Below are 25,341 nucleotides of genomic sequence, written 5' to 3' on the forward strand. Positions count from 1 at the left end.
GAGACGTCAGTCGTCGTTCTCGAGCTCCGCCATGACCTCGTCCGACGCGTCGAAGTTCGCATAGACGTTCTGCACGTCGTCACTGTCCTCGAGCGCGTCGATGAGGCGCAGGATCTTGCGCGCGCCGTCGGCGTCGACCTCGACCTCCATGGACGGGTGCCACACGGAGTCGGCGGAGTCGTACTCGATCCCGGCGTCCTGGACGGCGGTGCGGACGGCGACGAGGTCGCTCGCCTCGCACAGCACCTCGATGACCTCGCCCTGGTCGGTCACGTCCTCGGCGCCCGCGTCGAGCGCGGCGAGCATCACGTCGTCCTCGGTGACGCCGTCACCCTTCGGCACGACGACGAGGCCCTTGCGCGAGAACAGGTACGAGACCGAGCCCGGGTCGGCGAGGCTGCCGCCGTTGCGCGAGAACGCGGTGCGGACCTCGGCCGCGGCCCGGTTCTTGTTGTCGGTGAGGCACTCGACGAGCACGGCGATGCCGTTCGGGCCGTAGCCCTCGTACATGATCGTCTGATAGTCGACGGCGTCGGCGCCCTCGCCGGACCCACGCTTCACCGCGCGGTCGATGTTGTCGTTCGGGACGGACGACTTCTTCGCCTTCTGGACGGCGTCGAAGAGCGTCGGGTTGCCGGCCAGGTCACCGCCGCCGGTGCGGGCAGCGACCTCGATGTTCTTGATGAGCTTCGCGAAGAGCTTGCCGCGCTTGGCGTCGATGGCCGCCTTCTTGTGCTTGGTGGTGGCCCACTTGGAGTGCCCTGACATGCGTTCCTACCCCTTCGCGATCTGGACGAACCGCTCGTGCACGCGCGCGTCGCCGGAGATCTCCGGGTGGAACGACGTGGCGAGCAGCGATCCCTGCTGTACTGCGACGATCCTACCGGCGGCTGCGTGGGGGATCCCCGGCGTGCTCGCGTCCGGGATGCGCGCCAGGACCTCGACGCCCGGTCCGACGTCCTCGACCCAGGGTGCGCGGATGAACACCGCGTGGACCGAGCGCTCGTCCCCGGGCAGCCCGGCGACGGCGAGGTCCGTCTCGAACGAGTCGACCTGACGGCCGAACGCGTTGCGCCGCACGGTCACGTCGAGCCCGCCGATCGTGCGCTGGTCGGCCGTGCCGCCGAGGATGCGGTCGGCGAGCAGGATCATGCCGGCGCACGAGCCGTAGACCGGCAGCCCTTCGGCGATGCGGGCACGCAGCGGCTCGTCGAGCTCGAAGATCCGCAGGAGCTTGTCGATGGTCGTCGACTCGCCCCCGGGGAGCACGAGCCCGTCGACCTGCGCGAGCTCCTCGGGTCGGCGCACGCCGACGGTGCGGGCACCTGCGGACTCGAGCGCGGCGCGGTGCTCGCGCACGTCGCCCTGCAGGGCGAGGACCCCGATCGTGATCGTCACGAGGGGTGATGATACGTCGGCCGGTAGGGTCGCCGGCGTGACGTACCCGCCCGCCGCACAGTCTGGTCCCCCGTTCGGCTCCCCCGCCCCGGCGTGGGGCGGCCCGCCGCCGGCGGCGCGGACGCCACGCCGCGCGCCCCGCGGTGCGACCGTCCTGATCGTCGCGGGCGCCGTCGTGCTCGTGGGCGCGCTCGTCGCGGGCGTGCTCGGCGTGACCCTGTTCCTGCGCGCGATCCCGACGGGCGTCGTCGAGAGCGGGGGGTCACCGGGCTCGGCGGCGATCGCGTCCGGTGCGGTGCCCGGCGAGGCGGACGTCGTGGTCGCCGACGGAGAGCCTTACACGGTGTGGGCGGTCGGCGGCCCCGGGGACGCGGCGTTCGCCGCGGACGACGTCACGGTGACGTGCGACGGCATCTCCCTGCTCGTCGACGCGCCGGCCGTGACCGGGTCGTCCGACGTGGGCACGACGTCGGCCGAGACCGTCGCGGAGTTCACGGCGACCGGCGACGGGACGTGCACCGTGTCGGTCGCGACCCCCCAGGACACGGGGGCCGAGTCCTTCGTCGTCACGGAGGGATGGCGCTTCGGCGAGTTCTTCGCGACCGTGGGCGGCACGGTGCTGCTGTGGATCGTCGCGATCGGCGGCGGGCTGCTCGGGCTCGGCCTGCTGCTGGGCGGCATCGTGTGGCGCGTCGCGGCACGACGCGCCTGACCCCGGGGGCCTCGACCGCGCCTGACCCCGGCGACCTCGCCGCGTCCTGCCCGCCGCGGCGTCAGTGCTCGCGCGCGAGCCCGAGATGCCGGGTCACGCCGTCCCAGCCCCGCAGCAGCGGCCGCACGAGGTCGACGAGCCCTTCCGGGAACACCTCGATCTCGACGCGCGCGAGCTCGTCGAGGTCCCACCACCGCATCTCGTCGACGACGTCGAGCTCGACGTCCGTCCACCCGTCGCGGCTGAGCTCCTCGCCCGCGAGGACCTCACCGCGCAGCCGCGCGAGGTAGATGACCTCGTCCTGGCGGCAGTGCTGCCGGTAGAAGTCGAAGACCGCGCTGCGCGTGTAGACCGGCCCGACGAGAGCCGTGGGGTCGAGCGCGATCCCGGTCTCCTCGCGGACCTCGCGCAAGGCCGCCGCGGCGTCGTCCTCGCCCTCCTCGATCCCGCCGCCGACGGTGAACCACCACGACCGCTCGGGCTGGTCGACGTCGTGCCCTCGGACGAGCAGGACGCGGTCCGCGTCGTCGAGCAGGACGACGCGCGCACCGCGCCGGAAGAAGAGGCCGTCGTCCCCGAGCACCCAGTCGGGACCCAGGGACGACGGCGCGTCCGCACCGCCCGTCACCGTGACTCCTGGTGGGATGGTGTCGGTCGTCGAGGACCACGGAGCTCACCCTGGCGACCTGGTCTCCCCTGGCCGCCTACCGCGTCGACAGTCACCGGTCGTCGCCTCGTTCGACGGAGCGCTCGGGGGCGTCGGCGTCGTACGCCTCGCGACGCGCCTGGACGTCGTCCATGTTCTCCTGCGCCCAGAGCCGCACCTGCCGCACGGTCCGGTGGAGCGAGAGGCCGAGATCGGTGAGCGCGTACTCGACGGTGACGGGGACGGTGGGCGTGACCTTGCGGGTGACGAGGCCGTCGCGCTCCAGGGAGCGCAGCGTCTGCGTGAGCATCTTCTGGCTCACGCCGGCGATGAGGCGCGAGAGCTCCGAATACCGAAGAGCAGCAGGCGCACCGTCGCCATCGGCGCCGTCTCCGCCGAGCGCGCACAGCACCAGGACGACCCACTTGTCGGAGAGCCTGTCGAGGAGCTCACGGCTCGGGCACACCGCCAGGAAGGCGTTGTAGGCGATTCTGGCCTGGTCGCGCTTCTCGGCCGCGCTGGCTGTCACCATCAGCATCTCCTCGAATCGAGTACGTAACGCACTCCGAGGTGCGTACTTCCCCCCGTAGAGCAACTCTCCAAGACTAGGGCAGCGGTGAGCGAGAGCCACCGTTGACCCTCGACAAGGAGTGCGATCGATGACCACCACCTCTCTACTCCCCGGCGGATCCTGGGACCTCGGCGACCGCACGGTCACCCGCTTCGGATACGGGGCCATGCAGCTTGCCGGACCCTGGGTGATGGGCCCGCCCGCCGACCACCACGGGGCCGTCGCCGTCCTCCGCGAAGCGGTCGAGCAGGGCGTCACGCACATCGACACCAGCGACGCCTACGGCCCGCGGGTCACGAACCAGCTGATCCGTGAGGCGCTGCACCCGTACCCGGAGTCGTTGCTCATCGCGACGAAGGTCGGCGCGAACCGGGACGCCGAGGGCGGCTGGCCCACGGCCCGCGATCCCGAGTCGCTGCGCCGGCAGGTGCACGAGAACCTCGAATCCCTCGACGTGGACGCGCTCGACCTGGTGAACATGCGCATGGGCGACGCGACGGGACCCCGGCCGGGCTCGATCTCCGAGGCCTTCGAGACCCTCGCCGACCTCCGGCAGCAGGGCCTGATCAGGCACCTGGGCGTCAGCAACGTGACCGCCGACCAGGTCGCCGAGGCACGGAGGATCGCCCCGGTGGTCTGCGTGCAGAACATGTACAACCTCGCCCATCGCGACGACGACGTACTCGTCGACCGGCTCGCCGCGGACGGCATCGCCTATGTCCCGTTCTTCCCGCTGGGAGGCTTCACGCCGCTGCAGGCAGATGCGCTGTCGTCTGCGGCGGCGCGCCTGGACGCGACGCCGATGTCGGTCGCGCTCGCCTGGCTGCTGCAGCGCTCGGAGAACATCCTGCTGATCCCGGGCACGTCCAAGGTGGCGCACCTGCGCGAGAACATCGCGGGGGCGGCGCTCCGCCTGTCCGACGAGGACGTCGCCGAGCTGGACAGCATCGGCACGTGACGACCTCACGCCGGTCGGCCTGATCGGCCCGGAGCGACCGGGCCCACGCCGCCAGAGCTCGGCGGCGTGGGCCCGATTCGCCTCGCTCCAGCGACTACCAGCCGCGCTCGGCGAACTGGATCGACCGCGCCGGTTCGTCGACGTTGATGCCGACCATGGCCTCGCCGAGCCCGCGGGACACCTTCGCGATGACGTCCGGGTCGTCGTAGAACGTCGTGGCCTTGACGATCGCCGCGGCGCGCTGCGCCGGGTTGCCCGACTTGAAGATGCCGGAGCCCACGAAGACGCCCTCGGCGCCGAGCTGCATCATCATCGCCGCGTCGGCGGGGGTCGCGATACCGCCCGCGGTGAACGTCACGACCGGGAGCTTTCCGGTGGCCGCGACCTCCTTGACGAGCTCGTACGGCGCCTGGAGCTCCTTCGCCGCGACGAACAGCTCGTCCTCGGGGAGCGAGGTGAGGCGGCGGATCTCGCCGCGGATGGTCCGCATGTGGGTCGTCGCGTTGGACACGTCGCCCGTCCCGGCCTCGCCCTTGGAGCGGATCATCGCCGCGCCCTCGGTGATGCGGCGCAGCGCCTCCCCGAGGTTGGTCGCTCCGCACACGAACGGCACGGTGAACTGCCACTTGTCGATGTGGTTCGCGTAGTCGGCCGGGGTGAGGACCTCGGACTCGTCGACGTAGTCCACGCCGAGAGACTGGAGCACCTGTGCCTCGACGAAGTGGCCGATGCGGGCCTTCGCCATGACGGGGATCGAGACGGCCGCGATGATGCCGTCGATCATGTCGGGGTCCGACATGCGCGAGACGCCGCCCTGGGCCCGGATGTCGGCCGGGACGCGCTCGAGCGCCATCACCGCGACGGCGCCGGCGTCCTCGGCGATCTTCGCCTGCTCGGGAGTGACGACGTCCATGATGACGCCGCCCTTGAGCATCTCCGCCATGCCCCGCTTGACCTTCGCGGTACCCACGGAGCCCCCTGCGGCGGATGCGGTGCCTGCGGGGACGTTCTCAGCGGGGACGTTCTGCTCGGACACGTTGGTCACCAGGTACCTCACACGTTCGGTTCGAGGGAGCGCACGGCCGTCGCGAGGCGGGCGGCCGGGCCTCCGCGGGTCGCGCCGACGGGCCCCGGCCGGGAGAAGAGATGCCGGTGAGAGCGGTGCGTGCGCGGTGGCGGGCACATGCTCGCACACCACGACCATCCTACTGCGGCGCGTCCGGTCCCCAGATGCTCAGGGGGTCCCGCCCGCAGGCTCGAGGGGACGCCCGAGACCAGGCGGCCAGGCGTCGTCGAGCTCGACGGTCGCGGGCATCGGTGCGTGCCCCGCGAGCCGGAACAGCCGGACCCACCACTTGCGCCGGACGCGCTGCGCCTGGGCGACGGCCTCGTTGTGGAAGCGACGCGCGAGCTGGGCCCGGTACCAGGCCGCCGAGAGGTTGCCCAGGAGCTCGTCGCCCGCCGGGGCGTCGCGCAGCTCCGCGACGTCCTCTGCGTCCTCGAGGGCGGACCGCAGCGTCGCCGACAGGTCGGACTCGGCGAGCGCGCGCGACGGCGCCATGCCGCCGAGCAGCCGCCGCGGGCGGGGCGCGTCCGGCGTCCCGAGCCCCGGGACGCTCTCGACGAGGCGACGCGCGTCCGCGTCGTCGTCCAGCACGGCGTGCGCGGCCTCGGCGAGGAGGACCGAGGTCGCCGGGTCGAGCTCGGCCGACGCCGCGAGGTCGACCGCGGCCGACGCGCGCCGCACGAGCTGGGCGTCGAGCGCCAGGCGCGATGCCATGACCTTGCGGTGCAGGCGGTCGAGCCGCGACGCGGCGACCCACAGGAGCCAGCCGACGAGCACCGCGACGGCCACGACGAGGATCGCGATCTCCGACCAGGTCATGCGCGAGCCCCCTCGTCCCGGTCGGTGCGCGCCCGGCCGAGCAGGCGGCCGCCGCGGCGCGACCGCGGGTCCTCGTGCACCGGGATGACCGCCTCGGACGCGGCGAGGACCATCTCGTACACGGCGAGCACCTCCGCGGTGACGGCGGACCAGTCGAAGCGCCGGACGAACTCCCGGGCCCGGACACGGTACGACTCACGCCGACCGGGGTCCGCGAGGACCTCGACGACCGTCGCGGCGAGCGCGGCCCCGTCACCGACGGGGAACAGCGCGCCTGCCGCGCCGTCGTCGAGCACGCGGCGGAAGGCGCCCAGATCGCTCGCGACGACGCACGCGCCCGCGCTCATCGCCTCGACGAGCACGATGCCGAAGCTCTCCCCGCCCGTCTGGGGGGCGATGTACAGGTCGACGGAGGCGAGCAGGCTCGCCTTGTCCTCGTCGCTCACGCCGCCGAGGAACTCCACGGACGACGCGTGCTCGCCGAGCGCCGCCACGGCCTCGTCCCGCCCGGCGTCGCCGCGGCCCGCGACGAGGAAGCGCGCGCCCGGTACCTCGGCGAGGATGCGCGGGATCGCCTCGGTCAGGACGGGCAGTCCCTTGCGGGACTCGTCGAGACGGCCGAGGAACCCGATGGTCGGCGCGCCCGGCGCGCCCTGCCAGCGGGGCTGCGGCGCGGCGTCGGCGAACGTGTCGACGTAGACCCCGTTGGGGATGACGACGGCGTCCCCGCCGAGGTGCTCGACGAGCGTGCGCCGCGCATCCTCCGAGACGGCGATCCGCGCGTCGATCTTCTCGAGGCTCTGCCGCACGAGCGGGTAGGCGACCTGCAGCGCGCGCGAGCGCACGAGCGACGTGTGGAACGTGCCGACGATGGGCCCCTGCGCGATCCAGAGCGCGCTCATGGACAGGGACGGGTTGACGGGCTCGTGCAGGTGCAGGACGTCGAACCGGCCCGCGTCGAGCCAGCGCCGCACCAGGCCGACCGCCCGGGGGCCGAACGTCACGCGCGCGACGGACCCGTTGTAGCGCACCGGGATGGTGCCGCCCGCAGGGGTGAGGTAGTCCGGCACGGGCGTGTCGTCGTCCGCGGGCGCGAGCACCGAGACCTCGTGCCCCTGGGCGATGAGCGCCTCGGCGAGGTCGCGCACGTGGAACTGCACGCCACCGGGGGCGTCGAACGAGTACGGGCACACGATGCCGACGCGCAGGCTCATGCGGCGGACTCCGGGTCGCCCTGCGCCGTGGCGGGGGGGTGCTCACCCACGGCGGCGGGGTGCTCGCCTGCCGCGGCGCGCGTGCGGGCGTACCGCTCGGGGTCGAGGTCGTCGACGAAGACCTTCTGCAGCATGTGCCAGTCCTGCGGGTGCTCGCGGATCGCCACCGACAGGGCGTCGACCCAGCCCTGTGTCGCGGCGGCGACGCGCTCCGAGCGAGGCACGTCCGCAGGCACGTCGACCCGGGGGTAGAAGCGGACGACGAGGCCCCAGGGCGTCCCGGCCACGCGGCGTCGGGCACCGCGCAGGCGCTCGTAGTAGATGCCGGCCGGGACGAGTGGTGCCCCGGTGCTGACCGCGAGCGCCGCCGGCCCGGCGGCGACCCGGGCTCGCCGCCCGAAGAGGTCGACCTCGATCCCCCGTGACGTCAGGTCGCGGTCCGCGAGGAGCGGGATGATCCGCCCCGGCCGGCTCGCGCCGCGCACGAGGTCGCGGAAGACGTCACCGTCGCCGAGCGCGAGGATCTCGAGCCCGATCCTGGTCCGGAACGCGAGGAACTCCTGGAACAGCTCCTCGGGCTCGAGGCGCTCGGCGACGGTGAGGACCGTGGCGAGGTGCCGCGTCGCCCAGGCGCCCGCGAGATCCCAGTTGCCCTGGTGGGACAGCGCGAGCACGGGGCTGCGGTCGCCGTCGAGGTGCTCGCGAAGGTTCTGCTCGCCGATGACGCGCACGCGCGCCGCGACCTGCTCGGGCGTCCAGGCTGGCAGCGCGAACGCCTCGCGGTAGTACCGCATGTACGACCGCATGCCGGCCCGCGACAGCCGTCGCAACGCACGGTCGCCCAGACCGGGACGCACGCGCGCGAGGTTCTTCTCGAGCTGGCGGACGCCGCCGCCGTGCAGGAGCCACGTCACGTCCGCGACGGCGGCGAACACGCCGCGCAGGATCGGCTCGGGCACCTTGTGGGCGTTGCGCCACGCGAAGGTGAAGGCCTTGCCGGTGTCGATCCCCATCTCAGCGCGTCCCTTCCGACCGGTCGGCCCGTCCGTCGTCGCCGTCCGCCAGGGCGAGCGCCTGGCGACGGACCGTGGCGACGCGCTGCACGATCGTCACCGCGCTCGCGAGGGCGAGCAGGCCGAGCACGACGACGAGCACGACGGGCGGGACCCCCAGCCCGACGAGCCCTGCGGCGACGAGCGCCGCGACGAGCCGGTCCGCACGCTCGGCGATCCCGACCTGCGCCGTCATGCCGACGCTCTCGGCCCGCGCACGGGCGTAGGGCACGACGGCCCCCAGCGCGAGGCACGCGAGCGCGACGCACGTGCCCCAGGCGGCGAGGTCGGGGGTGAGGCGCGCGTCATCGGCCCGGACGAAGTACAGCGTCAGCCCGACGAACAGCGCCGCGTCGGCGAGCCGGTCGAGCGTGGAGTCGAGGAACGCGCCCCACGGCCCCGAGCGGCCGGCACGGCGCGCCATGACGCCGTCGAGCACGTCGGAGAACGCGAAGACCATGACGACCATCGTCCCGGCGAACAGGTGGCCGGTCGGGAAGAGCCAGAGCGCTCCGACCACGACGCCGAGCGTCCCGGCGACGGTCACGGCGTCGGGGCTCACGCCGAGGCGCAGCAGGAACGCGGCGAGCGGGGTGAAGAGCCGGGTCGTCAGGGCCCGGAGGCGGCCGAACATCAGGCGTCCCCCTCCCCCGCGCCGGCGGTCCCGTGCTGCGGCCGCCCCGCCCGCTGCGCCCACGCCGCGGCGAGCTTCGCGCGCGTGTCCGCGAGCAGCTCCGGCACCGCCTTCGTGTGCGCGACGACGGGCAGGAAGTTCGCGTCGCCCGTCCACCGGGGCACGATGTGCTGGTGCAGGTGCGCGGCGATGCCCGCGCCCGCGACGGCCCCCTGGTTCATGCCCAGGTTGAAGCCGTCGGGCGCGGACACCGCGCGCACGACGCGCATCGCGGTCTGCGTGAGCTCCGCGACCTCGGCCGTCTCCGCCGCGGTGAGGTCGGTGTAGTCCGAGACGTGCCGGTAGGGCACCACCATGAGGTGGCCCGGGTTGTACGGGTAGAGGTTGAGCACGGCGTACGCGACCTCGCCGCGCGCGACGATCAGCCCGTCCTCGTCGGAGCGGGACGGGATGCGGCAGAACGGGCACTGCCCCACGGTGTCGTCGGTCGGCTTGTCCTGCCCGCCGACGTACACCATGCGGTGCGGCGTCCAGAGCCGGTCCAGGCCGTCGTCGAAGCGCGGGTGGTCGCCCGGCGGTTCCACCGTCGGTCCGTCACCCGGTGCCATGCCGTCCCCCACGGTCGGGCCGTCCCCGACGGTCGCGTCGTCCCCCACCGTCGCGTCAGACCTGCACGCGGTCGCGCACGGCGGTCACGATGCGCTCGATCGCCTCGGCGACGGGGACGCCGTTGTCCTGGCGGCCGTCGCGGTAGCGGAACGACACGGCGCCCGCCTCGGCGTCCTCGCCGCCCGCGATGAGCGTGAACGGGACCTTCTGCGTGCTCGCGTTGCGGATCTTCTTGCCGAACCGGTCGTCGGAGTAGTCGACCTGGGCCCGGATGCCCTGGGCCTTGAGCTGCGCGACGACGTCCGCCAGGTAGTCGTTGAACGGCTCCGCGACGGGGACCGCGACGACCTGGACCGGGGCGAGCCACGCCGGGAACGCACCCGCGTAGTGCTCGACGAGGATGCCGAAGAAGCGCTCGATCGAGCCGAAGAGGGCACGGTGGATCATGACGGGCCGCTGGCGCGAGCCGTCGGGTGCGGTGTACTCGAGCTCGAACAGCTCGGGCTCGAAGAAGTCGAGCTGGATCGTCGACAGCTGCCACGTGCGCCCGATCGCGTCCTTGGCCTGGACCGAGATCTTCGGCCCGTAGAACGCGGCGCCGCCCGGGTCGGCGACGAGCTCGAGGCCCGACTCCGTGGCGACCTGGCGCAGGACCTCGGTCGCCTCCTCCCAGGTCGCGTCGTCGCCGACCGACTTCTCGGGGTCGCGCGTGGACAGCTCGAGGTAGAAGTCCTCGAGCCCGTAGTCGCGGAGCAGGTCGAGCACGAAGGTGAGGGTCGAGGACAGCTCGTCCTTCATCTGCTCGCGCGCGCAGTAGATGTGCGCGTCGTCCTGCGTGAAGCCGCGCGCACGCGTCAGCCCGTGGACGACGCCCGACTTCTCGTAGCGGTACACCGTGCCGAACTCGAACAGCCGCAGCGGCAGCTCCCGGTAGGAGCGCCCGCGCGAGGAGAACACGAGGTTGTGCATGGGGCAGTTCATCGGCTTGAGGTAGTAGTCCTGGCCGGGCTTGCGGACCGTGCCGTCGTCGTCGATCTCCGCGTCGAGGTGCATCGGCGGGTACATGCCGTCGGCGTACCAGTCGAGGTGGCGCGACGTCTGGAAGAGCTTCGCCTTGGTGATGTGCGGCGTGCTGACGAACGAGTAGCCCGCCTCGACGTGGCGCTTGCGCGAGTACTCCTCCATCTCCATGCGGATGGTCGCGCCGTTGGGGTGGAAGACCGGCAGACCGGAGCCGATCTCGTCCGGGAAGGAGAACAGGTCGAGCTCGGTCCCCAGGCGGCGGTGGTCGCGACGCTCGGCCTCGGCGAGGCGCTCGAGGTGCGCCTTGAGCGCGTCCTTCGTCGGCCAGGCCGTGCCGTAGACCCGCTGGAGCTGCGGGTTCTTCTCGCTGCCCCTCCAGTACGCGGCGGCGGAGCGCATGAGCTGGACGCCGTTGCCGATGAGGCGCGTGCTCGGCAGGTGCGGGCCGCGGCACAGGTCCTTCCAGACCACGGTCTCGCTCTCGCGGCCGGCGCCGCGGACGTTGTCGTAGATCGTCAGCTCGCCGCCGCCGACCTCGACGGAGACGCCCGCGTCATCGCCCTCGGACGAGCCGCCCTTCAGCCCGATGAGCTCGAGCTTGTACGGCTCGTGCGCGAGCTCCGCGCGCGCCTCGTCCTCCGTCACGACGCGGCGGCGGAAGGTCTGACCCTCCTTGATGATCCGCGCCATCGCCTTGTCGAGGGCCTTGAGGTCCTCGGGCGTGAACGGGGTCTCGACGTCGAAGTCGTAGTAGAAGCCGTCGGTGATCGGGGGGCCGATGCCGAGCTTCGCGTCGGGGTTCACCTGCTGCACCGCCTGAGCGAGCACGTGGGCGGCGGAGTGGCGCAGCACGGCGAGCCCGTCGGGCGAGTCGATCGTGACGGGCTCGACCACGTCGCCCGGTGCGAGCGCGGTGTCGAGATCCTTGAGCACGCCGTCCACGCGCACGACGACGACGTCGCGGCGGTCGGCGAAGAGCTCCGTGCCCGTCGTCGCCGTCTCCACCGTGAGGGTCCCGGGCTCGGGGGCGGTGGTGACTGGTGGCTGGACGACGTCCGACACGTGCTGCTCCTTGCAGGCGGGAGGACGCGAGAGCGTCCTCGGTGAGCGGTCATCGAGGCTCGCGGCGGGTGCCGGGCGCTCGAAGGGGCGCCGTCGTCGACGGCGCCCCTCGATCGTACCGACCTGTGCACGTGGGACGAACCGGATACCTCCGGAACGGGCCGCGGCGCGGCGAGGGCTACCTGCCCTCGACGCCCGTGCCGGGGACGTCACGGCGGTCGGCGTCGTCGCCGTTGGCGTCCTTGGCCTTGTCGGCCAGCGTGTCGACGTGCTTGTCCACGGAGTCCGGCGCGACGCCCTTGATCGCTCCCGCGACCTGGTCGATGCGCTCGTCGGTGAGGAACTCCTTGGCCTGGCCCAGGAGGTCGCCGAGACCGCCCTCGCTCTTCGGTGTCTTCTCCGTCATGGCCGCTCTCCCTGGTGTGCGCGGTGGGTCGGCGCGGTCGGCCCGCGCCCGTCTCGCACGCTAGCCCGGCGGCGGACCGACCGCCACGGCACGGCGGTACGCAGCCGGGGCCGTACCGGCGCGCTCGGGTCAGCGCGAGGTCCACCGGCGGTGGCGCTTGCGGCGTGCCCGCTCCCACGCGGCGTCGGCGTCCGCGAGCGCCCGGTCGGCGCGCTCGCGCTCGATGCCGACGAGCAGCCCGTAGCTGAACCCGTTCTCCCCCGAGAGGTTCGCGCGCATCCCCAGCTCGCGCAGGGTCCGCGCGAGCGCGACCGCGTCGTGGTGGTCGCCGAGCGCGTCCTGCACGGCCTCGAGGCGCTCCGCGAAGCGCGCGGCGTCCTTGCCGATCGCCGGTTCCATCGACTCCCCCGCGTACCGCGCGCGCTTGGCCGCCTTGCGGACGTCGTGGAGCAGCTCGTCGCGGCGCTCCCCCTCCGCCGCGGCCGCAGCCGCGGCCCGACGGCGCGTGCGCTTCCAGGCCGTGCGGGCGAGCGCGGGCAGGACGTCCGGGGCGGGGTCGGCGGCCCGGGCGGTGCGGGGCGGGTCGTCGGCGAGGTCCTCGAGAGCCGTCAGCAGGTCGAGGTAGCGGTCCTCGCCCATGTGCGCGACGGCGGTGCGCAGCGCCTCGCGGTACCGGGCGTCGAGCTCGTCGACGACGCGCGCCCGCACCGGCCCGACGACGAGCTCGTCCGGCAGCCGGTCCAGCACCTCGCGGATCCGGTCGCGGGCGACCTCGGCGTCGCGCGCCTCGCCCAGCACACGTCCCCACCAGCGCAGCTCGTCCCGCACGGGCTCGGTGACCTCGCGGTCGAGGAGCGGCCGGAACGTCGCGAGCGCGCTGCGCAGCCGCCGGGCCGCCACACGAGCCTGGTGCACCGCGTCCGGTGCGTCGCGCCGCACGTCGGGGTCCCGGTCCAGCAGCGCGTCCACCTGCTCACGCAGGTAGCGCACGGCGACGGCGCCCGCCGAGCCGTCGCGGTCGCGGTCCGACGTGCCCGTCCCCCGAGGGACGGGTGTCGCGTCGCCGAGCGCCCGTGAGAGCTTCGGGAAGCCCGGCTCCGCGTGTGCGCCACTGAGGACGAGCGCGTCGACCACCGCGTCGAGCAGCCCCGGCAGGTCGTCGGTCTCGTGGCCCGCGGGCAGGAGCTCGACCTCGATCTCGCGCCACGCGTCGACGTGGTGCCCACCTTGCGTCTCGGCCTTCGTCCCCGGCTCGGCGTCCGTACCGGGCCCGTCGTCAGAGTCCTCCTCGGACGCCGCGGCGACGAGCCGTTCCGTGGCGACCCGGTCCTCGGCGACCTCGACGAGGGCCGCGCCCTGCGCGTCACGCAGCACCACGACGCCTCGTTCGGTCCGGAGGCGACCGACCGGCACGAGCGGTGCGCGACGCGTCAGTCCTGCGACGAGGGAGACGAGGTCGTCGGGCGGGCGCGGGGCGTCGTCGGCCTCCGGGAGCTGCTCGGGCAGCTCCCCACCGTCGTCCCCGAGCGGCCGGCGCTCCTCGTCCCGCGCCTCACCGGGCGCCGGCAGCTTGAGGTGCCACCCGGCGTCGTCGCCGCCCGTGCGACGTCGCAGGGTCACCCCGCGGGCGAGGAGCCGCAGGTCCGGCGTGTCGTAGTAGAGGGCGTCGAGGTGCACGGTCCTGGCGCGTGAGACGGTCGTGCCGTCGATCTCCAGGTCGGGCACGGTCCAGTCGTCCGGTGCGCTCAGGGTGCGCTCGTGCTCGCGGTAGGCCATCCGTCCTCCGTCGTTGCGGTCGGGCCGGTCGTCCCCCGACCCTAGGAGCGCTCCGGCCTCGTCGCACGCAGGCCACCGGCGGTGGCGCGCGGACGGGCGCGGCACCCACGCACCGTCTCAGGACCGGGAGCGCAGCGTCGCCGCCACCGAGAGCCACCCGCCGCGCGGTCGCGCCAGCACCAGGTCCGCCCGGGCGCCCGGCACGAGCGAGCCGCGGTCGTCGAGTCCCGCGGCCCGGGCCGGGCCCGACGTCACGAGCGCGACGGCGCGCGGCAGCATCGCGAGCCCCTCGCGCACGAGGACGTCCACCGCCGCGAGCATCGTCGCCGGGACGTAGTCCGACGCGAGCGCGTCGACGAGGCCGAGCGCGACGAGCTCGCGGGCCGACACGTTCGCGGTGTGGGACGCCCCGCGCACGACGTTCGGGGCGCCCGCGACGACCGACAACCCCGCCGCCCGCGCCGCGCGGGCGGCCACGAGGGTCGTCGGGAACTCCGCGACGGCGCCCCCGCGTGCCGCGAGCGCCGCGACGTCCTCCGCCGTCTCGGGATCGTGCCCGGCGAGACGGACCTGCCCCGCGCGGGCGAGGGAGCCGAGCCAGTCGAGCGTCGACGCCGCGACGTCGGACCGTTCCTCCCGGTCGGAGCGCCACCGCGCGACGTGCTCGTACGCGCCGGCCGCAGACATCCCCGCGCGCTCGACGAGCCAGCGCTCCATGGTCTCGGGACGCGCGTACTGCCCGATGCCGGGCGTGTGGTCCTCGTGGGACACGAGCGGCGGAACCGTGGGCCCACCGTGCGCCTGCGGGCCCGCGTCCCGCAGGGCGGCGCGCAGCTCCGCCACCGCGGACGGGCACCGGATGTCGACCCGGTGCAGCACGCGAGCACCGTCGTCGTGCGCGCCGTCGACCGCGAGCGCCGCGAGCACCTCCGCCGGCTCGGGCTCGCCCGCGGGCAGCCCGACGGGGGTGCGCTCTCCGTAGGCGACGCCGTGGAACGCCGTGAGGACTCCGGCGGTCGCCAGGCGGTCGGTCGCGGTGCGGACCGCCAGGTCGAGCGGGAGCCGGGCGCCCGGACGGGGCCGCGCCTCGTGCCCGAGCACGTCGGTGTGCACGTCCACGAGCCCGGGCAGGCAGAGCGCGCCACCACCGTGCAGCTCCGCGCGGCTCCCCGGCGGGGCCACGCCCACCTCGACCACCCGGCCGTCGCGCACGACGACCCGCGCGTCGTCGACGACCCGGTCGGGCAGCACCGCCACGACGTCGTCGAGCGTGAAGTCGCGGGGCGCGCGGCTGACGTCACGCTTCTCGTCGCAGCGCTCGTCCCGGGTCTCGTCACGAGGGTCGCCCCCGGGTCGGGGCGGGGCGGCGGAAGCGGTCGGTGGGGGCATGGCGGCATGTTGTCCGGACGACCTGGCGAGACGGTGAACGACAGTTCACGCCCCGTTCACCGTCCCAGGGCCAGCGGTTCTCCCGGCACTCCCAGACTCCTCGACGGCGGCCACCCCGGACGCCACCCGAAGACGTCATGACCGGAGACGACGACATGAAGACGACCACCACCACCTTCGCCGCCGTGGCGCTCGCGGGCGTCACGGCGCTCACGCTCTCTGCGTGCGGCGGGACGAGCGCCGCCTCGGACTCTTCCGACGCCGCCACCACCGCCTCGGGCTTCCCTGAGGTGCTGCGCCTGGGCGCGATCCCCGCCGAGAACTCCACCGACCTCGCCGCCGGCTACGAGCCGATCATCGCGATGCTCGAGGAGGAGACCGGTTCCACCGTCGAGGTGAGCCAGGCGTCCGACTACGCCGGCGTCATCGAGGGCCTCATCGCGGACAAGGTCGACATCGCGTTCCTCGGCTCGTTCGCCTACGTCATCGCGACGCACAACGACGCGGCGATCACGCCGCTCGGCGCGGTGATCGAGTCGGAGGGTGCGGAGCCCGGCTACTACTCGCTCGGCATCACGCAGGGCGACAACGCCGACATCGACGGCCTGGAGGACTTCGAGGGCCGCAGCGTGTGCTTCGTCGACCCCGGCTCGACGTCCGGGTTCCTCTACCCGAGCTCGGGCCTCATCGACGCGGGCGTCATCGAGTCCGGCACCGAGGCGGACCTCGCCGCGGGCGTGCAGCCCGTGTTCGCGGGCGGCCACGACGCGTCGGCCCTCGCCGTCGCCGCGGGCGACTGCGAGGCGGGCTTCGCGATGCAGTCGATGGTCGAGGACACGCTGCCCGCGGCCGGCGACCTCGCCGAGGGCGACCTCAAGGAGGTCTGGAAGTCCCCGAAGATCTCCGGGTCGCTGTTCGTCGGCAACGACGCGCTCGGCGAGGAGAACATCGCGACGCTGACGGAGCTCATCACGGAGAAGGCCAACTCGGAATACCTGCTGTCGCAGGGCTTCTGCGACGGTGAGTGCCTGCTCACGGACGAGGACGCGTGGGGCTTCGCCCCGGCGGAGGACGCCGACTACGACGGCACGCGCGAGGTCTGCACGCTCACCAAGTCGGACAAGTGCGAGGGCTGACGGTGCCCACGACACCCCCCGTGGGCCGCACCGGTCCGGGTTCACCCGCACGTCCGACGGTGGGCGAGCCTCTCGTGAGCGTCCGTGGTCTCGTCAAGGAGTTCGACGGGACCACGGCGCTCGCGGGGGTCGACCTCGACGTCGCGCGCGGCGAGCTGCTCGTCCTGCTCGGGCTCTCAGGCTCGGGCAAGTCGACGCTCCTGCGCTGCCTCAACGGCCTGCACCGGGCGACGTCGGGCGAGGTCGAGGTGGCCGGCACGCGCGTCGACCGGGCCTCGTCGCGCGAGCTGCGCCGGCTGCGCACCGACGTGGGCTTCGTGTTCCAGCAGTTCAACCTCGTCGGGCGGCTCACGTGCCTCGAGAACGTCCTCGTCGGCGGTCTGGGTCGCGTGCGCGGGCCCCGGTACGGCATCTCGACGTACCCGCGCCGGATGCGCGCGGAGGCGCTGGCGCACATCGAGCGCGTCGGCCTCGCCGACCAGGCGTACCAGCGCGCCGACACGCTCTCCGGCGGACAGCAGCAGCGCGTCGCCATCGCGCGCACGCTCATGCAGCGCCCGCAGCTCGTCCTCGCGGACGAGCCCGTCGCGTCGCTCGACCCCGAGAACGCCGGCGCGGTGATGGACCTGTTCGTGCGCGTGTGCGCCGAGGAGGGGCTGACCGTGGTGTGCACGCTGCACCAGGTCGACCTGGCGCTCGGCTGGGCGGACCGCCTCGTCGGTCTGCGGCACGGCGAGAAGGTGCTCGACCGCCCCGCGGCCGGGCTCACCAAGGACGAGGCGATGGCGATCTACCGGCGCGTCGCGCCGAAGACGCCGGCCGAGCCCGTGACCGTCGGGGCGAGCGCGTGACGGCCCAGGCACCTGCGCCCGACCGGCCGCTGCGGGCCCCGGCGAAGCCTGCCTCGTCGCCCCAGGACGGTCGACCCGGCGGCGGGATCCCCGCACGGCCCCGCCCGACCCGGCAGCAGCGCACGCTGCGCTGGCTCGCCGGCGGGTCGGTGCTGCTCACGCTCGTCGCCGCGTCGTCGATCGGCCTCGACCTCCCGACGCTCGTCGCGGGCGGCGAGGACGTGGCGAACCTCGTCGAGCGGATGATGCCGCCGCGGCTGGACGACCCGTCCCGGGTCGCGACGCTCGCGCTCGACACCGTTCTCATGGCGTTCCTCGGCACCGTGCTCGCCACGATCCTGTCCGTGCCGCTCGCGTTCCTCGCTGCCCGCACGACGACGCCGCACCCGCTGGTCGCGACGATCGCCCGCGGAGTCATCACGTTCTGCCGCGCGGTGCCGGACCTCGTGTTCGCCGTGCTCTTCGTGCGTGCGCTGGGCCTCGGCATCCTGCCGGGCGTCCTCGCGCTCGCGCTGCACTCCGTCGGGATGCTCGGCAAGCTGTTCGCCGACGCGATCGAGGACGCCGACCCCGGCCCGCGCGAGGCGGTCCGCAGCGTGGGCGTCGGCCGGCTGCGCGAGCTGCTCAACGGCGTCGTGCCCCAGGTGGTCCCGTCGTGGATCTCCGCGTTCGTCTACCGCGTCGACATCAACCTCCGCACGTCCGTCGTGCTCGGGTTCGTCGGGGCGGGAGGCATCGGGTTCGCGCTGCAGGACGCGCTGCGCGGCCTGGTGTACCCCAAGGCGCTCGGGATCGTCGCCGTGATCTTCGTGCTCGTCGCCGCGATGGAGCTGGTCTCCATGGCGATCCGGCGCTCGCTGCTCGCTCCGCGCCGGCCGCGCTACCGCCGCGACCGCGCGGTGCGCCTCGCGTCGGGAGCCGCGGCGCTCACGCTCACGGTCTTCTCGTTCGTCCGGCTCGACATCGACCCGCGCCAGCTCGTCACCTCGATACCCGACCTGTTCGCCGTCGCCGGGCGGATGGTCCCGCCCGACCTCACGTCGCTCGGCCCGGCCCTGTGGGAGGCGATGCTGCAGACGCTCGCCATCGGGCTCGTCGCCACCGGCATCGGCGTCGTCCTGTCGCTCCCGCTCGGCCTCCTGGCCGCGCAGACGGTGGCACCGCACCCCGTGGTCCACGCGGCGGCCCGCACGACGATCCTCGTCGTCCGGGCGATCCCCGAGCTCATCCTCGCGGTCGTGTTCGTCGCGGCGGTCGGGCTCGGCCCGGTCGCGGGCGCGATGGCGCTCGGCATCGGGTCGATCGGCTTCCTCGGCAAGCTCGTCGCCGACGCCGTCGAGGAGATCCCGACCGACGCCGCCGACGCCGTGCGGTCCGTGGGCGGCGGGTGGTGGAAGGTCTTGTTCTCCGCCGTCCTCCCCCAGGGCATGCCGTCGATCGTCGGGTCGTCGCTCTACCTCCTGGACGTCAACATCCGCACGTCCACGATCCTCGGGATCGTCGGCGCGGGCGGGGTCGGCTTCCTGCTCTTCGAGGCGATCCGGACCCTCCACTTCGAGGTGGCCGGCGGGATCGTCCTCCTCGTGTTCGTCGTCGTCCTGCTCATCGAGAGGCTCTCCGGATGGATCCGCGCACAGCTGACCTGACCACCGTCGCGCTCTGGGAGGGCGGCGACGTGGTCCGTCTGACCGAGGTCCCGCTGCCCGACCTCAAGCCGCGCGAGGTCCTCGTCCGCGTCCGCCTCACGACCGTGTGCGGCAGCGACCGGCACACCGTGTCGGGGCGCCGGTCGGCGCCCGCCCCGTCGGTCCTCGGGCACGAGGCCGTGGGCGAGGTCGTCCGGCTCGGGCCGGACGCCCCGCTCGGCGACGACGGCGCGCCGCTGGCCGTGGGCGACCGCGTCGTGTGGGGCGTGACCGTGGCGTGCGGTGTGTGCGACCGCTGCCTCGCGGGCCGCAGCGCGAAGTGCCGCGCGGTCCGCAAGGTCGGGCACGAGGCGTTCGCCTCGGAGTGGCCGCTCAGCGGCACCTACGCGCGTCACGTCGTCCTGCCCGACGGCGCGACGCTCGCCCGGGTGCCCGACGACCTGCCCGACGCGGTCGCGGCCCCCGCGGGCTGCGCGACCGCGACCGTCATGGCGGCCGTCGAGGCGGCGGGTCCGCTCGACGGACGGCGCGTGCTCGTCAGCGGCGCGGGGATGCTCGGCATCACGGCCGTCGCGGCGGCACGGGACGCGGGTGCGGCGGAGGTCGTCGTGACCGACCCCGACCCCGGCCGCCGTGGCCTCGCGCTCCGGTTCGGCGCGACGTCGGTGCGCGCCACGGACGAGCCGGTGGGTCTCGTCGACGTCGCGATCGAGCTCTCGGGCGCGAGCCCCGCCGTCGCGCGCGCGCTCGACGTCCTCGACGTCGGTGGTCGCCTGGTCCTCGCAGGCTCCGTGGCGCCCGGCCCCGCGGTGCCGCTCGACCCGGAACGGGTCGTGCGCGGCTGGCTCACCGTGACCGGCGTGCACAACTACGAGCCGCGCCACCTGCGCGCCGCGCTCGACCTGCTCTCCCGGACCCGGGACGTCGCCCCGTGGCACGAGCTCGTGTCCCCCGCGGAGGACCTCGCCGCGGTCGGCGCGCTGCTGACCGGGCCGCCCGGCACCGCCCCGCGCGCGGCGGTCGCGCCGTGAGAGCGCCCACCCCGCCGGCTCCCGCGGTCTCAGCCCTCGCCGAGCTCGACGACGACCCGCACCGCGTCCGCGCGCACCCACCGCTCGGTCGACAGCAGCGGGCGCCCGTCCACGGCATCCCGCGCGAGGCTCGCGATGAGCCACGCGGGGTCGCCCGGCCGGCAGCCCAGGCCCGTGCTCGCCTCCTCCGGCGCGGACTCCATGCTGGCGCGCGTCCAGGCCCGCTCGGGCAGGACGCGGGCCGTCGAGCGCAGGATCGCGTCCAGCGACTCCTCGTGCCGCAGGGCGGCGGGCAGCTCCGGGACGAGGCTCCTCGTGAGCCACTCCACGCCCCAGGCCGCGGGCATCCCGTCGATGAACGACCGGCGGACCAGGCGGAACCCCGGCGTCCCCGGCGCGCACCCGAGCGCCGCGGCGACGTCGTCGGGCAGCGGCACCTCGTCGCACGCGAGGACGACGGCGCGCGGCGTCGCGCCCGCCTCCCGCAGGGTCCGGCTCCACGACGGGGCACGGCCCGGCGCGACGAGGTAGTCGACCCGACGCCGCGTGAACGTGCCGACGCCCTGGATGCGGCTCACGAGCATGCGGCGCTCGAGCTCCTCGAGCGCCGCGCGAGCGGCCGCCCGGCCGACGCCGAACCTGCTCCCGACGTCCGCCTCCGACGCCACCCGGCTCCCGGGCGGGAGCCGGGACAGCTCGTCGGAGAGCACCCGCACGATCTCGGTCGACCTGGCCACGGGCGGACCGTACCCGGACCGGATGGCCCGCAGGTGAACAGCACCCGCGGCACGGAGAGGACACCATGAGCACGAGCACCCCGGAGCAGCACCACGCGCGGCACACCGGCCACCACGTCGTCGTGGTCGGCGCCGGCGTCGTCGGCCTCGGCGTCGCCGCCGAGGCGCACCGGCGCGGCCACCGCGTGACCGTGGTCGAGCAGGCGGCCGACGTCGTCGGCTCGTCCGTCCAGAACTTCGGCCACGTGTGCGTGACGGCACAGGCGGGCCAGGCCCGGGCGTACGCGCTCGCCGCGCGAGAGCGCTGGCTCTCGCTCGGCGCCGCCGCGGGCTTCCGGGTCGCGCGGACGGGGACGCACGTCGTCGCCCGGACGGCGGCCGAGCTGCGGCTGCTCGCCGAGCTCGCCGAGCAGCGTGGCGACGACGAGGTCCACCTCCTCGACGCGGAGCACGCCCGGGCAGCCCTGCCCGTCCGGGCGGACGCCGTCGTCGGCGGCGCGTTCCTGCCGCTCGACCTGCAGGTCGACCCGCGCTCCGCCGCACCGGCTCTCGCCGCGTGGCTCGAGGCCCGCGGCGTGCGCTTCCTGTGGCGCACCGCGGCGCGGGAGGTGTCGACCGGGCGCGTCGAGACGACGCGCGGCCCGCTGGCCGCGGACCTCGTCGTCGTCGCGACCCACCACGACCTCGACCGCCTGCTGCCCGACGTCGCCGCCGAGGCCGGGCTCCGCCGGTGCCGCCTGCACATGCTGCGGGTCCGGCCCGGGACCCCGGTACCGCTCACGACGCCGCTCCTCACCGGCTGGTCGACGGTCCGGTACGCGGCGCTCGCGGCGTGCCCGTCGGCGGCGGACGTCGCCGCCGAGCTCGCTGCGGCGGACCCCGACGGCGCCGCGTGGGACGTCAACCTCATGACCACGCCGCAGGAGGACGGGACGCTGATCCTCGGCGACACGCACGTGCGCGACGTCGACGCGCCAGTGTTCCAGGACGAGGCCGGCTACGACGTCCTCCTGCGCCTCGCGGCCGACCTGTTCGGCCGCGACGACCTGCGCGTCGTCGAGCGCTGGCAGGGCACGTACGCGACCGCGCCCTACCGGGAGGTCCTGCTCGCCGAGCCCGAGCCCGGGGTCCACGTCGCGACGCTCACCACGGGCATCGGCATGACGACGGGGCTCGGCCTCGCCGTGGACGTGCTCGACCGCGCAGGCCTCGAGCACGTCGCTGCGCGCCCCTGACGCACGGCGCGCACCGGCAGCACCACCTCAGTACCACCTCAGTACCACCTCAGCACCTCAGCACCTCAGCACCTCTCGGAAGGAACCACACCGTGATCGCTCTCGCCGCCCTGGACGTCGCCGGCACCACCGTCGAGGAGGGCAGCGCCGTCTACCGCGCGCTGCACGACGCCGTGCGCCGGCACGGCAGCACCGCGACCGTCGCCGACGTCGCACGCTGGATGGGCGCGGACAAGCGCACCGCCATCCGCGCCCTCCTCGAGCTCGGGGGCGACGCGTCCGCCGTCGAGGACACCTTCGTCGACTTCGAGCGCCTGCTGCGCGAGGCGTACGACGCGAACCCTCCCGTCCCCATGCCCGGCGTGCTTGACACGTTCGCGGCGCTGCGCGGGCGTGGCGCGCGGATCGCCCTCACCACGGGCTTCTCGGCCGACGTGACCGGGCTCCTGCTCGAGCGTCTCGGCTGGCAGGACGGCGTCGTCGACGCCGTCGTGACGACCGACGACGTGCCTGCGGGGCGCCCGGCGCCCTACATGGTCCACCGCGCGATGGAGCGCACGGGCGTCACCGACGTGCGGCAGGTGCTCACGGTCGGCGACACCGTCCTGGACCTCGAGGCCGGAACCAACGCGGGCGCGGGCCTCGTGGTCGGCGTCCTCAGCGGCGGCGTGCCGCGCGCGGTCCTGGAGACCGCGCCGCACACGCACGTCCTGGACAGCGTCGCGGACCTCCCCGGCGTGCTCGACGGCGTCCTCGTCCCGGCATCCTGACGTCCGCCTCCCACGGCTGGGCGCGGGCCGGTCGGCCCGGTTCGCGCGCCGGGCACGGACAGCAAGAGGCCCCCTGGCCGGCGTCTCCGCGGCCAGGGGGCCTCTCGTCCCGGGTGGGCGATACTGGGTTCGAACCAGTGACCTCTTCGGTGTGAACGAAGCGCGCTACCACTGCGCCAATCGCCCGAGTGCGAGGTCGATACTAGCCTGAACCGGACCGGATCGAGAAACCGGCACGAAGGGTCTCGGGAAGGCGCACGGGAAGGGTCACGGATCGAGGCGCTCGCGCCGCCTGCGCTCGAACAGCTCCCGGGCCGCGAGCGACACGGTCCCCGCCTCCACCTCGACACCGTCGAGCCACGCGACGGGCTGCACGTTGCGCACGGACCCGGTGAGCAGCAGCCCGGCACGGCCGTCCGTCACCTCGTCCAGCACGTCGAACGGCAGCTCGCCCGGGTTCGCCTCGCGCACGGGCAGTCCGTCCTCGGCGGCCCACTCGAGGAGCAGCTCGCGCGTGATGCCGGCGAGGCACCCGGTCGACAGCAGCGGCGTGACGAGCTCGCCGCCGCGCTCGACGAAGACGTTGGCGCCCGTGCCCTCGCACAGCTCTCCCTGCGTGTTCGCGAGGAGCGCCTCGTCGCCGCCCTTCGCGACGGCGTCGGCGAGCGCGACGACGTTCTCGGCGTACGACGTCGTCTTGAGTCCTACGACGGCCGAGCGCTCGTTGCGCGTCCACGGTGAACGGACGGCGCGCCCGCGAGACACGATCGTGGCGGGCCCGGCCGCGACGACGACCGTCTGCGCGCCGGGCGTGCGGCCCGACCCGAGAGGTCCGATGCCCGCGGTGACCGTGATGCGCAACCGACCGACCGGGTCCGCGCCGCCCGACGCCCGGGTCCGCGCCTCGTCGAGGACCTGCGCGACGGCGTCGCGCACGAGGGCGTCGTCCGGCGCGGCGAGGCCGAGGCCCGCGGCGGACCGCGCGAGGCGGCGCAGGTGCCGCGTGAGGGCGAACGCCTGGTCGTCGAACACCGCGCACGTCTCGAACACGCCGTCGCCGACCGTGATGCCGTGGTCGACCGCGCTCAGCGCCCTCTCGCCGGACGAGACGAGGCGGCCGGCCGCCCACACGACGAGGTTCTCGGGGGGTGCGGTCGGGGCTCCGGGAGTGGGCAACGGCTGCGTCATGGTTCCAGTGTGCCGGAGGCGAGCCCGACGAGGCGGTGCGCCTTGAGCTCGGTCTCCTCCCACTCGCGCGTCGGGTCGCTCCCCCACGTGATGCCGGCGCCCGTCCCGAACCGCAGCACCCCGTCCGACCACCAGAACGTGCGGATCCCGACGGCGAGCACCGCGTCGTCGCCGTCGACCCACCCGACCGCACCGCAGTAGGGTCCGCGCGGCGCGGTCTCGAGCGCGGCGATGACGCGCAGCGCGGACGACTTCGGCGCGCCGGAGACCGACGCGGGCGGGAACGTCGCGTCGAGCACGCGCCCCCACCGGTCGGGCGCGGCGAGCACGTCGTCGCGCACCCGGCCCGCGACGCGGCTCACGAGGTGCACGAGCCCGGGGTGCTCCTCCACGGCGAGCAGGTCCGTGACCTCGACGGCCCCGGGGTCGCACACGCGCTGGAGGTCGTTGCGCACGAGGTCGGTGATCATGACGTTCTCGGCCCGGTCCTTCGCGGTGAGGCCGTCCACGGTGGGGGCGGTGCCCTTGATCGGTCCGGAGGTGAGCACGCCGTCGCGGAGCTCCAGGAACAGCTCCGGGGACGCGCTGACGACCCACACCGGGTCGACGCCGCTGCTCGCCGGGACGTGCACCACGCCCGCGTACGGGGCCGGGTTCCCGCGGGCCAGACGCCGGGCGAGCGCCTGCGCGTCCGGCTCGCCCGCACCGTCGGCACCGTCGGGCACGAGGGGCGCGCTGAGCACGCGGCACACGTTCGCCTGGTAGACCTCGCCCTCGCGCACCTCGTCGCGCACGTGCGCGACCGCGCTCTCGTACGCCTGCCGGCCCAGCGAGCTCGTCCACGACGTCGGCGCGGGGCCGCGCCAGGCCGGTGCCCCGGCGACGTCGGCGGCGGACCAGGCCGCGTCGTCGGGGTCGACGCGCTCGGCGAAGCGCCACGCACGCACGCGCCCGCCGTCGTCGGGTGCGTCGAAGTCGGCGACGACGAACCAGGGCCCCCCGGAGCGCAGCCGCTCGGGCGCGCGACGCACGTCGACGCACTCGAGCACGCCGCGCGCGGCGCGCCCGGCGAACCGCGCGGCTCCCGCCCCGCCGGGCGTCCTCCCTGGTCCTGGCACGGGCCCACGCTACCGACCACCACGCGACCACCACGGTGTCCTCGACGCCGGGCGCTCGCGCCGCAGTGGGCGGCACGTGGGACGGCACGGAGAGCCGGTTGGACGTCGGGCGCTCCGGTCGACTAATGTCTGGGACGCGCCGGAACGCCGGGGACGCACGATCGAGAGATCGGGCGGCTCTTCCAACGGTCCGGCCGCGCGGATGTGGCTCAGTGGTAGAGCATCACCTTGCCAAGGTGAGGGTCGCGGGTTCGAATCCCGTCATCCGCTCGGAGGCCCGCTCTCGCCGGCCCC

General features: G+C 74.4%; 25 protein-coding genes and 2 tRNA genes. 9 read left to right on the forward strand and 18 right to left on the reverse strand.

The window, feature by feature from the left end:
- Nucleotides 1–6: 6 nt before the first annotated feature.
- Nucleotides 7–768, reverse strand: a complete 762-nt coding sequence (locus AC4H2G_RS15645; RefSeq protein WP_494366655.1) for a YebC/PmpR family DNA-binding transcriptional regulator — start codon at nucleotides 766–768, stop codon at nucleotides 7–9.
- Between the two features lie 6 nt (nucleotides 769–774).
- Nucleotides 775–1,398 (reverse strand): pyridoxal 5'-phosphate synthase glutaminase subunit PdxT, encoded by a 624-nt coding sequence (gene pdxT / locus AC4H2G_RS15650; RefSeq protein ID WP_494366656.1) that lies wholly within the window; start codon nucleotides 1,396–1,398, stop codon nucleotides 775–777.
- Nucleotides 1,399–1,435: 37 nt separating this feature from the next.
- Between pdxT and AC4H2G_RS15655 the strand changes: the two genes are divergently transcribed.
- Nucleotides 1,436–2,110 (forward strand): hypothetical protein, encoded by a 675-nt coding sequence (locus tag AC4H2G_RS15655; RefSeq protein WP_494366657.1) that lies wholly within the window; start codon nucleotides 1,436–1,438, stop codon nucleotides 2,108–2,110.
- A gap of 61 nt (nucleotides 2,111–2,171) precedes the next feature.
- Here AC4H2G_RS15655 and AC4H2G_RS15660 read toward each other — a convergent pair whose 3' ends face one another.
- Entirely contained in the window at nucleotides 2,172–2,738 is a 567-nt protein-coding gene (locus tag AC4H2G_RS15660; protein ID WP_494366658.1) for an NUDIX hydrolase, read from the reverse strand.
- A gap of 91 nt (nucleotides 2,739–2,829) precedes the next feature.
- Nucleotides 2,830–3,288: a winged helix-turn-helix transcriptional regulator gene (locus tag AC4H2G_RS15665; protein WP_494366659.1), complete on the reverse strand. Its 459-nt coding sequence runs from the start codon at nucleotides 3,286–3,288 to the stop codon at nucleotides 2,830–2,832.
- Nucleotides 3,289–3,415: 127 nt separating this feature from the next.
- Between AC4H2G_RS15665 and AC4H2G_RS15670 the strand changes: the two genes are divergently transcribed.
- On the forward strand, nucleotides 3,416–4,285 hold the full coding sequence (locus AC4H2G_RS15670) for an aldo/keto reductase family oxidoreductase (RefSeq protein ID WP_494366660.1): 870 nt from the start codon (nucleotides 3,416–3,418) through the stop codon (nucleotides 4,283–4,285).
- Nucleotides 4,286–4,379: 94 nt separating this feature from the next.
- Here AC4H2G_RS15670 and pdxS read toward each other — a convergent pair whose 3' ends face one another.
- The 10 genes from pdxS to AC4H2G_RS15720 all read right to left on the reverse strand — a co-directional run bounded on the left by pdxS (nucleotide 4,380) and on the right by AC4H2G_RS15720 (nucleotide 15,335).
- Nucleotides 4,380–5,321 (reverse strand): pyridoxal 5'-phosphate synthase lyase subunit PdxS, encoded by a 942-nt coding sequence (gene pdxS / locus AC4H2G_RS15675; protein WP_494366769.1) that lies wholly within the window; start codon nucleotides 5,319–5,321, stop codon nucleotides 4,380–4,382.
- A gap of 198 nt (nucleotides 5,322–5,519) precedes the next feature.
- The gene (locus AC4H2G_RS15680; RefSeq protein ID WP_494366661.1) at nucleotides 5,520–6,170 is read right to left on the reverse strand and encodes a hypothetical protein; all 651 of its coding nucleotides are present in this window, start codon (nucleotides 6,168–6,170) and stop codon (nucleotides 5,520–5,522) included.
- Nucleotides 6,167–7,384: a glycosyltransferase family 4 protein gene (locus AC4H2G_RS15685; RefSeq protein ID WP_494366662.1), complete on the reverse strand. Its 1,218-nt coding sequence runs from the start codon at nucleotides 7,382–7,384 to the stop codon at nucleotides 6,167–6,169. Before AC4H2G_RS15685 ends, AC4H2G_RS15680 begins: the two co-directional genes overlap by 4 nt.
- Nucleotides 7,381–8,397, reverse strand: a complete 1,017-nt coding sequence (locus tag AC4H2G_RS15690; RefSeq protein WP_494366663.1) for a phosphatidylinositol mannoside acyltransferase — start codon at nucleotides 8,395–8,397, stop codon at nucleotides 7,381–7,383. Before AC4H2G_RS15690 ends, AC4H2G_RS15685 begins: the two co-directional genes overlap by 4 nt.
- 1 nt (nucleotide 8,398) lies before the next feature.
- Nucleotides 8,399–9,070 (reverse strand): phosphatidylinositol phosphate synthase, encoded by a 672-nt coding sequence (pgsA, locus tag AC4H2G_RS15695; protein WP_494366664.1) that lies wholly within the window; start codon nucleotides 9,068–9,070, stop codon nucleotides 8,399–8,401.
- Nucleotides 9,070–9,678 (reverse strand): HIT family protein, encoded by a 609-nt coding sequence (locus AC4H2G_RS15700; RefSeq protein WP_494366770.1) that lies wholly within the window; start codon nucleotides 9,676–9,678, stop codon nucleotides 9,070–9,072. Before AC4H2G_RS15700 ends, pgsA begins: the two co-directional genes overlap by 1 nt.
- Nucleotides 9,679–9,733: 55 nt before the next feature.
- A complete protein-coding gene (thrS, locus tag AC4H2G_RS15705) occupies nucleotides 9,734–11,764 on the reverse strand; it encodes a threonine--tRNA ligase (RefSeq protein WP_494366665.1) in 2,031 nt (676 codons plus the stop codon).
- Nucleotides 11,765–11,942: 178 nt separating this feature from the next.
- Complete coding sequence (locus AC4H2G_RS15710) at nucleotides 11,943–12,170, reverse strand: hypothetical protein (RefSeq protein WP_494366666.1); 228 nt, start codon at nucleotides 12,168–12,170, stop codon at nucleotides 11,943–11,945.
- A 129-nt stretch (nucleotides 12,171–12,299) separates the two neighbouring features.
- Nucleotides 12,300–13,946 (reverse strand): CYTH and CHAD domain-containing protein, encoded by a 1,647-nt coding sequence (locus tag AC4H2G_RS15715; RefSeq protein WP_494366667.1) that lies wholly within the window; start codon nucleotides 13,944–13,946, stop codon nucleotides 12,300–12,302.
- A 117-nt stretch (nucleotides 13,947–14,063) separates the two neighbouring features.
- A complete protein-coding gene (locus AC4H2G_RS15720) occupies nucleotides 14,064–15,335 on the reverse strand; it encodes an alpha-D-ribose 1-methylphosphonate 5-triphosphate diphosphatase (RefSeq protein WP_494366668.1) in 1,272 nt (423 codons plus the stop codon).
- A 137-nt stretch (nucleotides 15,336–15,472) separates the two neighbouring features.
- Between AC4H2G_RS15720 and AC4H2G_RS15725 the strand changes: the two genes are divergently transcribed.
- The 4 genes from AC4H2G_RS15725 (at nucleotide 15,473) to AC4H2G_RS15740 (ending at nucleotide 19,999) form a co-directional block, all read left to right on the forward strand.
- Nucleotides 15,473–16,471, forward strand: a complete 999-nt coding sequence (locus AC4H2G_RS15725) for a phosphate/phosphite/phosphonate ABC transporter substrate-binding protein (RefSeq protein WP_494366669.1) — start codon at nucleotides 15,473–15,475, stop codon at nucleotides 16,469–16,471.
- A gap of 74 nt (nucleotides 16,472–16,545) precedes the next feature.
- The gene (gene phnC, locus AC4H2G_RS15730; protein WP_494366670.1) at nucleotides 16,546–17,322 is read left to right on the forward strand and encodes a phosphonate ABC transporter ATP-binding protein; all 777 of its coding nucleotides are present in this window, start codon (nucleotides 16,546–16,548) and stop codon (nucleotides 17,320–17,322) included.
- Entirely contained in the window at nucleotides 17,319–18,968 is a 1,650-nt protein-coding gene (gene phnE / locus AC4H2G_RS15735) for a phosphonate ABC transporter, permease protein PhnE (RefSeq protein WP_494366671.1), read from the forward strand. Before phnC ends, phnE begins: the two co-directional genes overlap by 4 nt.
- The gene (locus AC4H2G_RS15740; RefSeq protein ID WP_494366672.1) at nucleotides 18,944–19,999 is read left to right on the forward strand and encodes a zinc-binding dehydrogenase; all 1,056 of its coding nucleotides are present in this window, start codon (nucleotides 18,944–18,946) and stop codon (nucleotides 19,997–19,999) included. The genes phnE and AC4H2G_RS15740 overlap by 25 nt, the downstream gene beginning before the upstream one ends.
- A 29-nt stretch (nucleotides 20,000–20,028) precedes the next feature.
- Here the strand turns inward: AC4H2G_RS15740 and AC4H2G_RS15745 are convergent, their stop codons facing one another.
- Complete coding sequence (locus AC4H2G_RS15745) at nucleotides 20,029–20,736, reverse strand: GntR family transcriptional regulator (protein ID WP_494366673.1); 708 nt, start codon at nucleotides 20,734–20,736, stop codon at nucleotides 20,029–20,031.
- 65 nt (nucleotides 20,737–20,801) lie between these two features.
- Here AC4H2G_RS15745 and AC4H2G_RS15750 point away from each other — a divergent pair, with 65 nt between their 5' ends.
- Both AC4H2G_RS15750 and AC4H2G_RS15755 read left to right on the forward strand, forming a co-directional pair.
- Nucleotides 20,802–21,971, forward strand: coding sequence for a TIGR03364 family FAD-dependent oxidoreductase (locus AC4H2G_RS15750; RefSeq protein ID WP_494366674.1), 1,170 nt, complete (start codon nucleotides 20,802–20,804; stop codon nucleotides 21,969–21,971).
- 92 nt (nucleotides 21,972–22,063) lie between these two features.
- The gene (locus tag AC4H2G_RS15755; RefSeq protein ID WP_494366675.1) at nucleotides 22,064–22,741 is read left to right on the forward strand and encodes a phosphonatase-like hydrolase; all 678 of its coding nucleotides are present in this window, start codon (nucleotides 22,064–22,066) and stop codon (nucleotides 22,739–22,741) included.
- Nucleotides 22,742–22,855: 114 nt separating this feature from the next.
- Here the strand turns inward: AC4H2G_RS15755 and AC4H2G_RS15760 are convergent.
- The 3 genes from AC4H2G_RS15760 to AC4H2G_RS15770 form a co-directional block, all read right to left on the reverse strand.
- Nucleotides 22,856–22,927 (reverse strand) — tRNA-Val (locus tag AC4H2G_RS15760).
- An 81-nt stretch (nucleotides 22,928–23,008) separates the two neighbouring features.
- Nucleotides 23,009–23,929, reverse strand: coding sequence for an aminotransferase class IV (locus AC4H2G_RS15765; protein WP_494366676.1), 921 nt, complete (start codon nucleotides 23,927–23,929; stop codon nucleotides 23,009–23,011).
- Nucleotides 23,926–25,047 (reverse strand): chorismate-binding protein, encoded by a 1,122-nt coding sequence (locus AC4H2G_RS15770; protein WP_494366677.1) that lies wholly within the window; start codon nucleotides 25,045–25,047, stop codon nucleotides 23,926–23,928. The genes AC4H2G_RS15765 and AC4H2G_RS15770 overlap by 4 nt, the downstream gene beginning before the upstream one ends.
- Before the next feature lie 198 nt (nucleotides 25,048–25,245).
- Between AC4H2G_RS15770 and AC4H2G_RS15775 the strand changes: the two genes are divergently transcribed.
- Nucleotides 25,246–25,317: transfer RNA gene (locus tag AC4H2G_RS15775), tRNA-Gly, on the forward strand.
- The last annotated feature ends 24 nt before the right edge of the window (nucleotides 25,318–25,341 follow it).

Source organism: Cellulosimicrobium sp. BMG9.23, assembly GCF_059159985.1.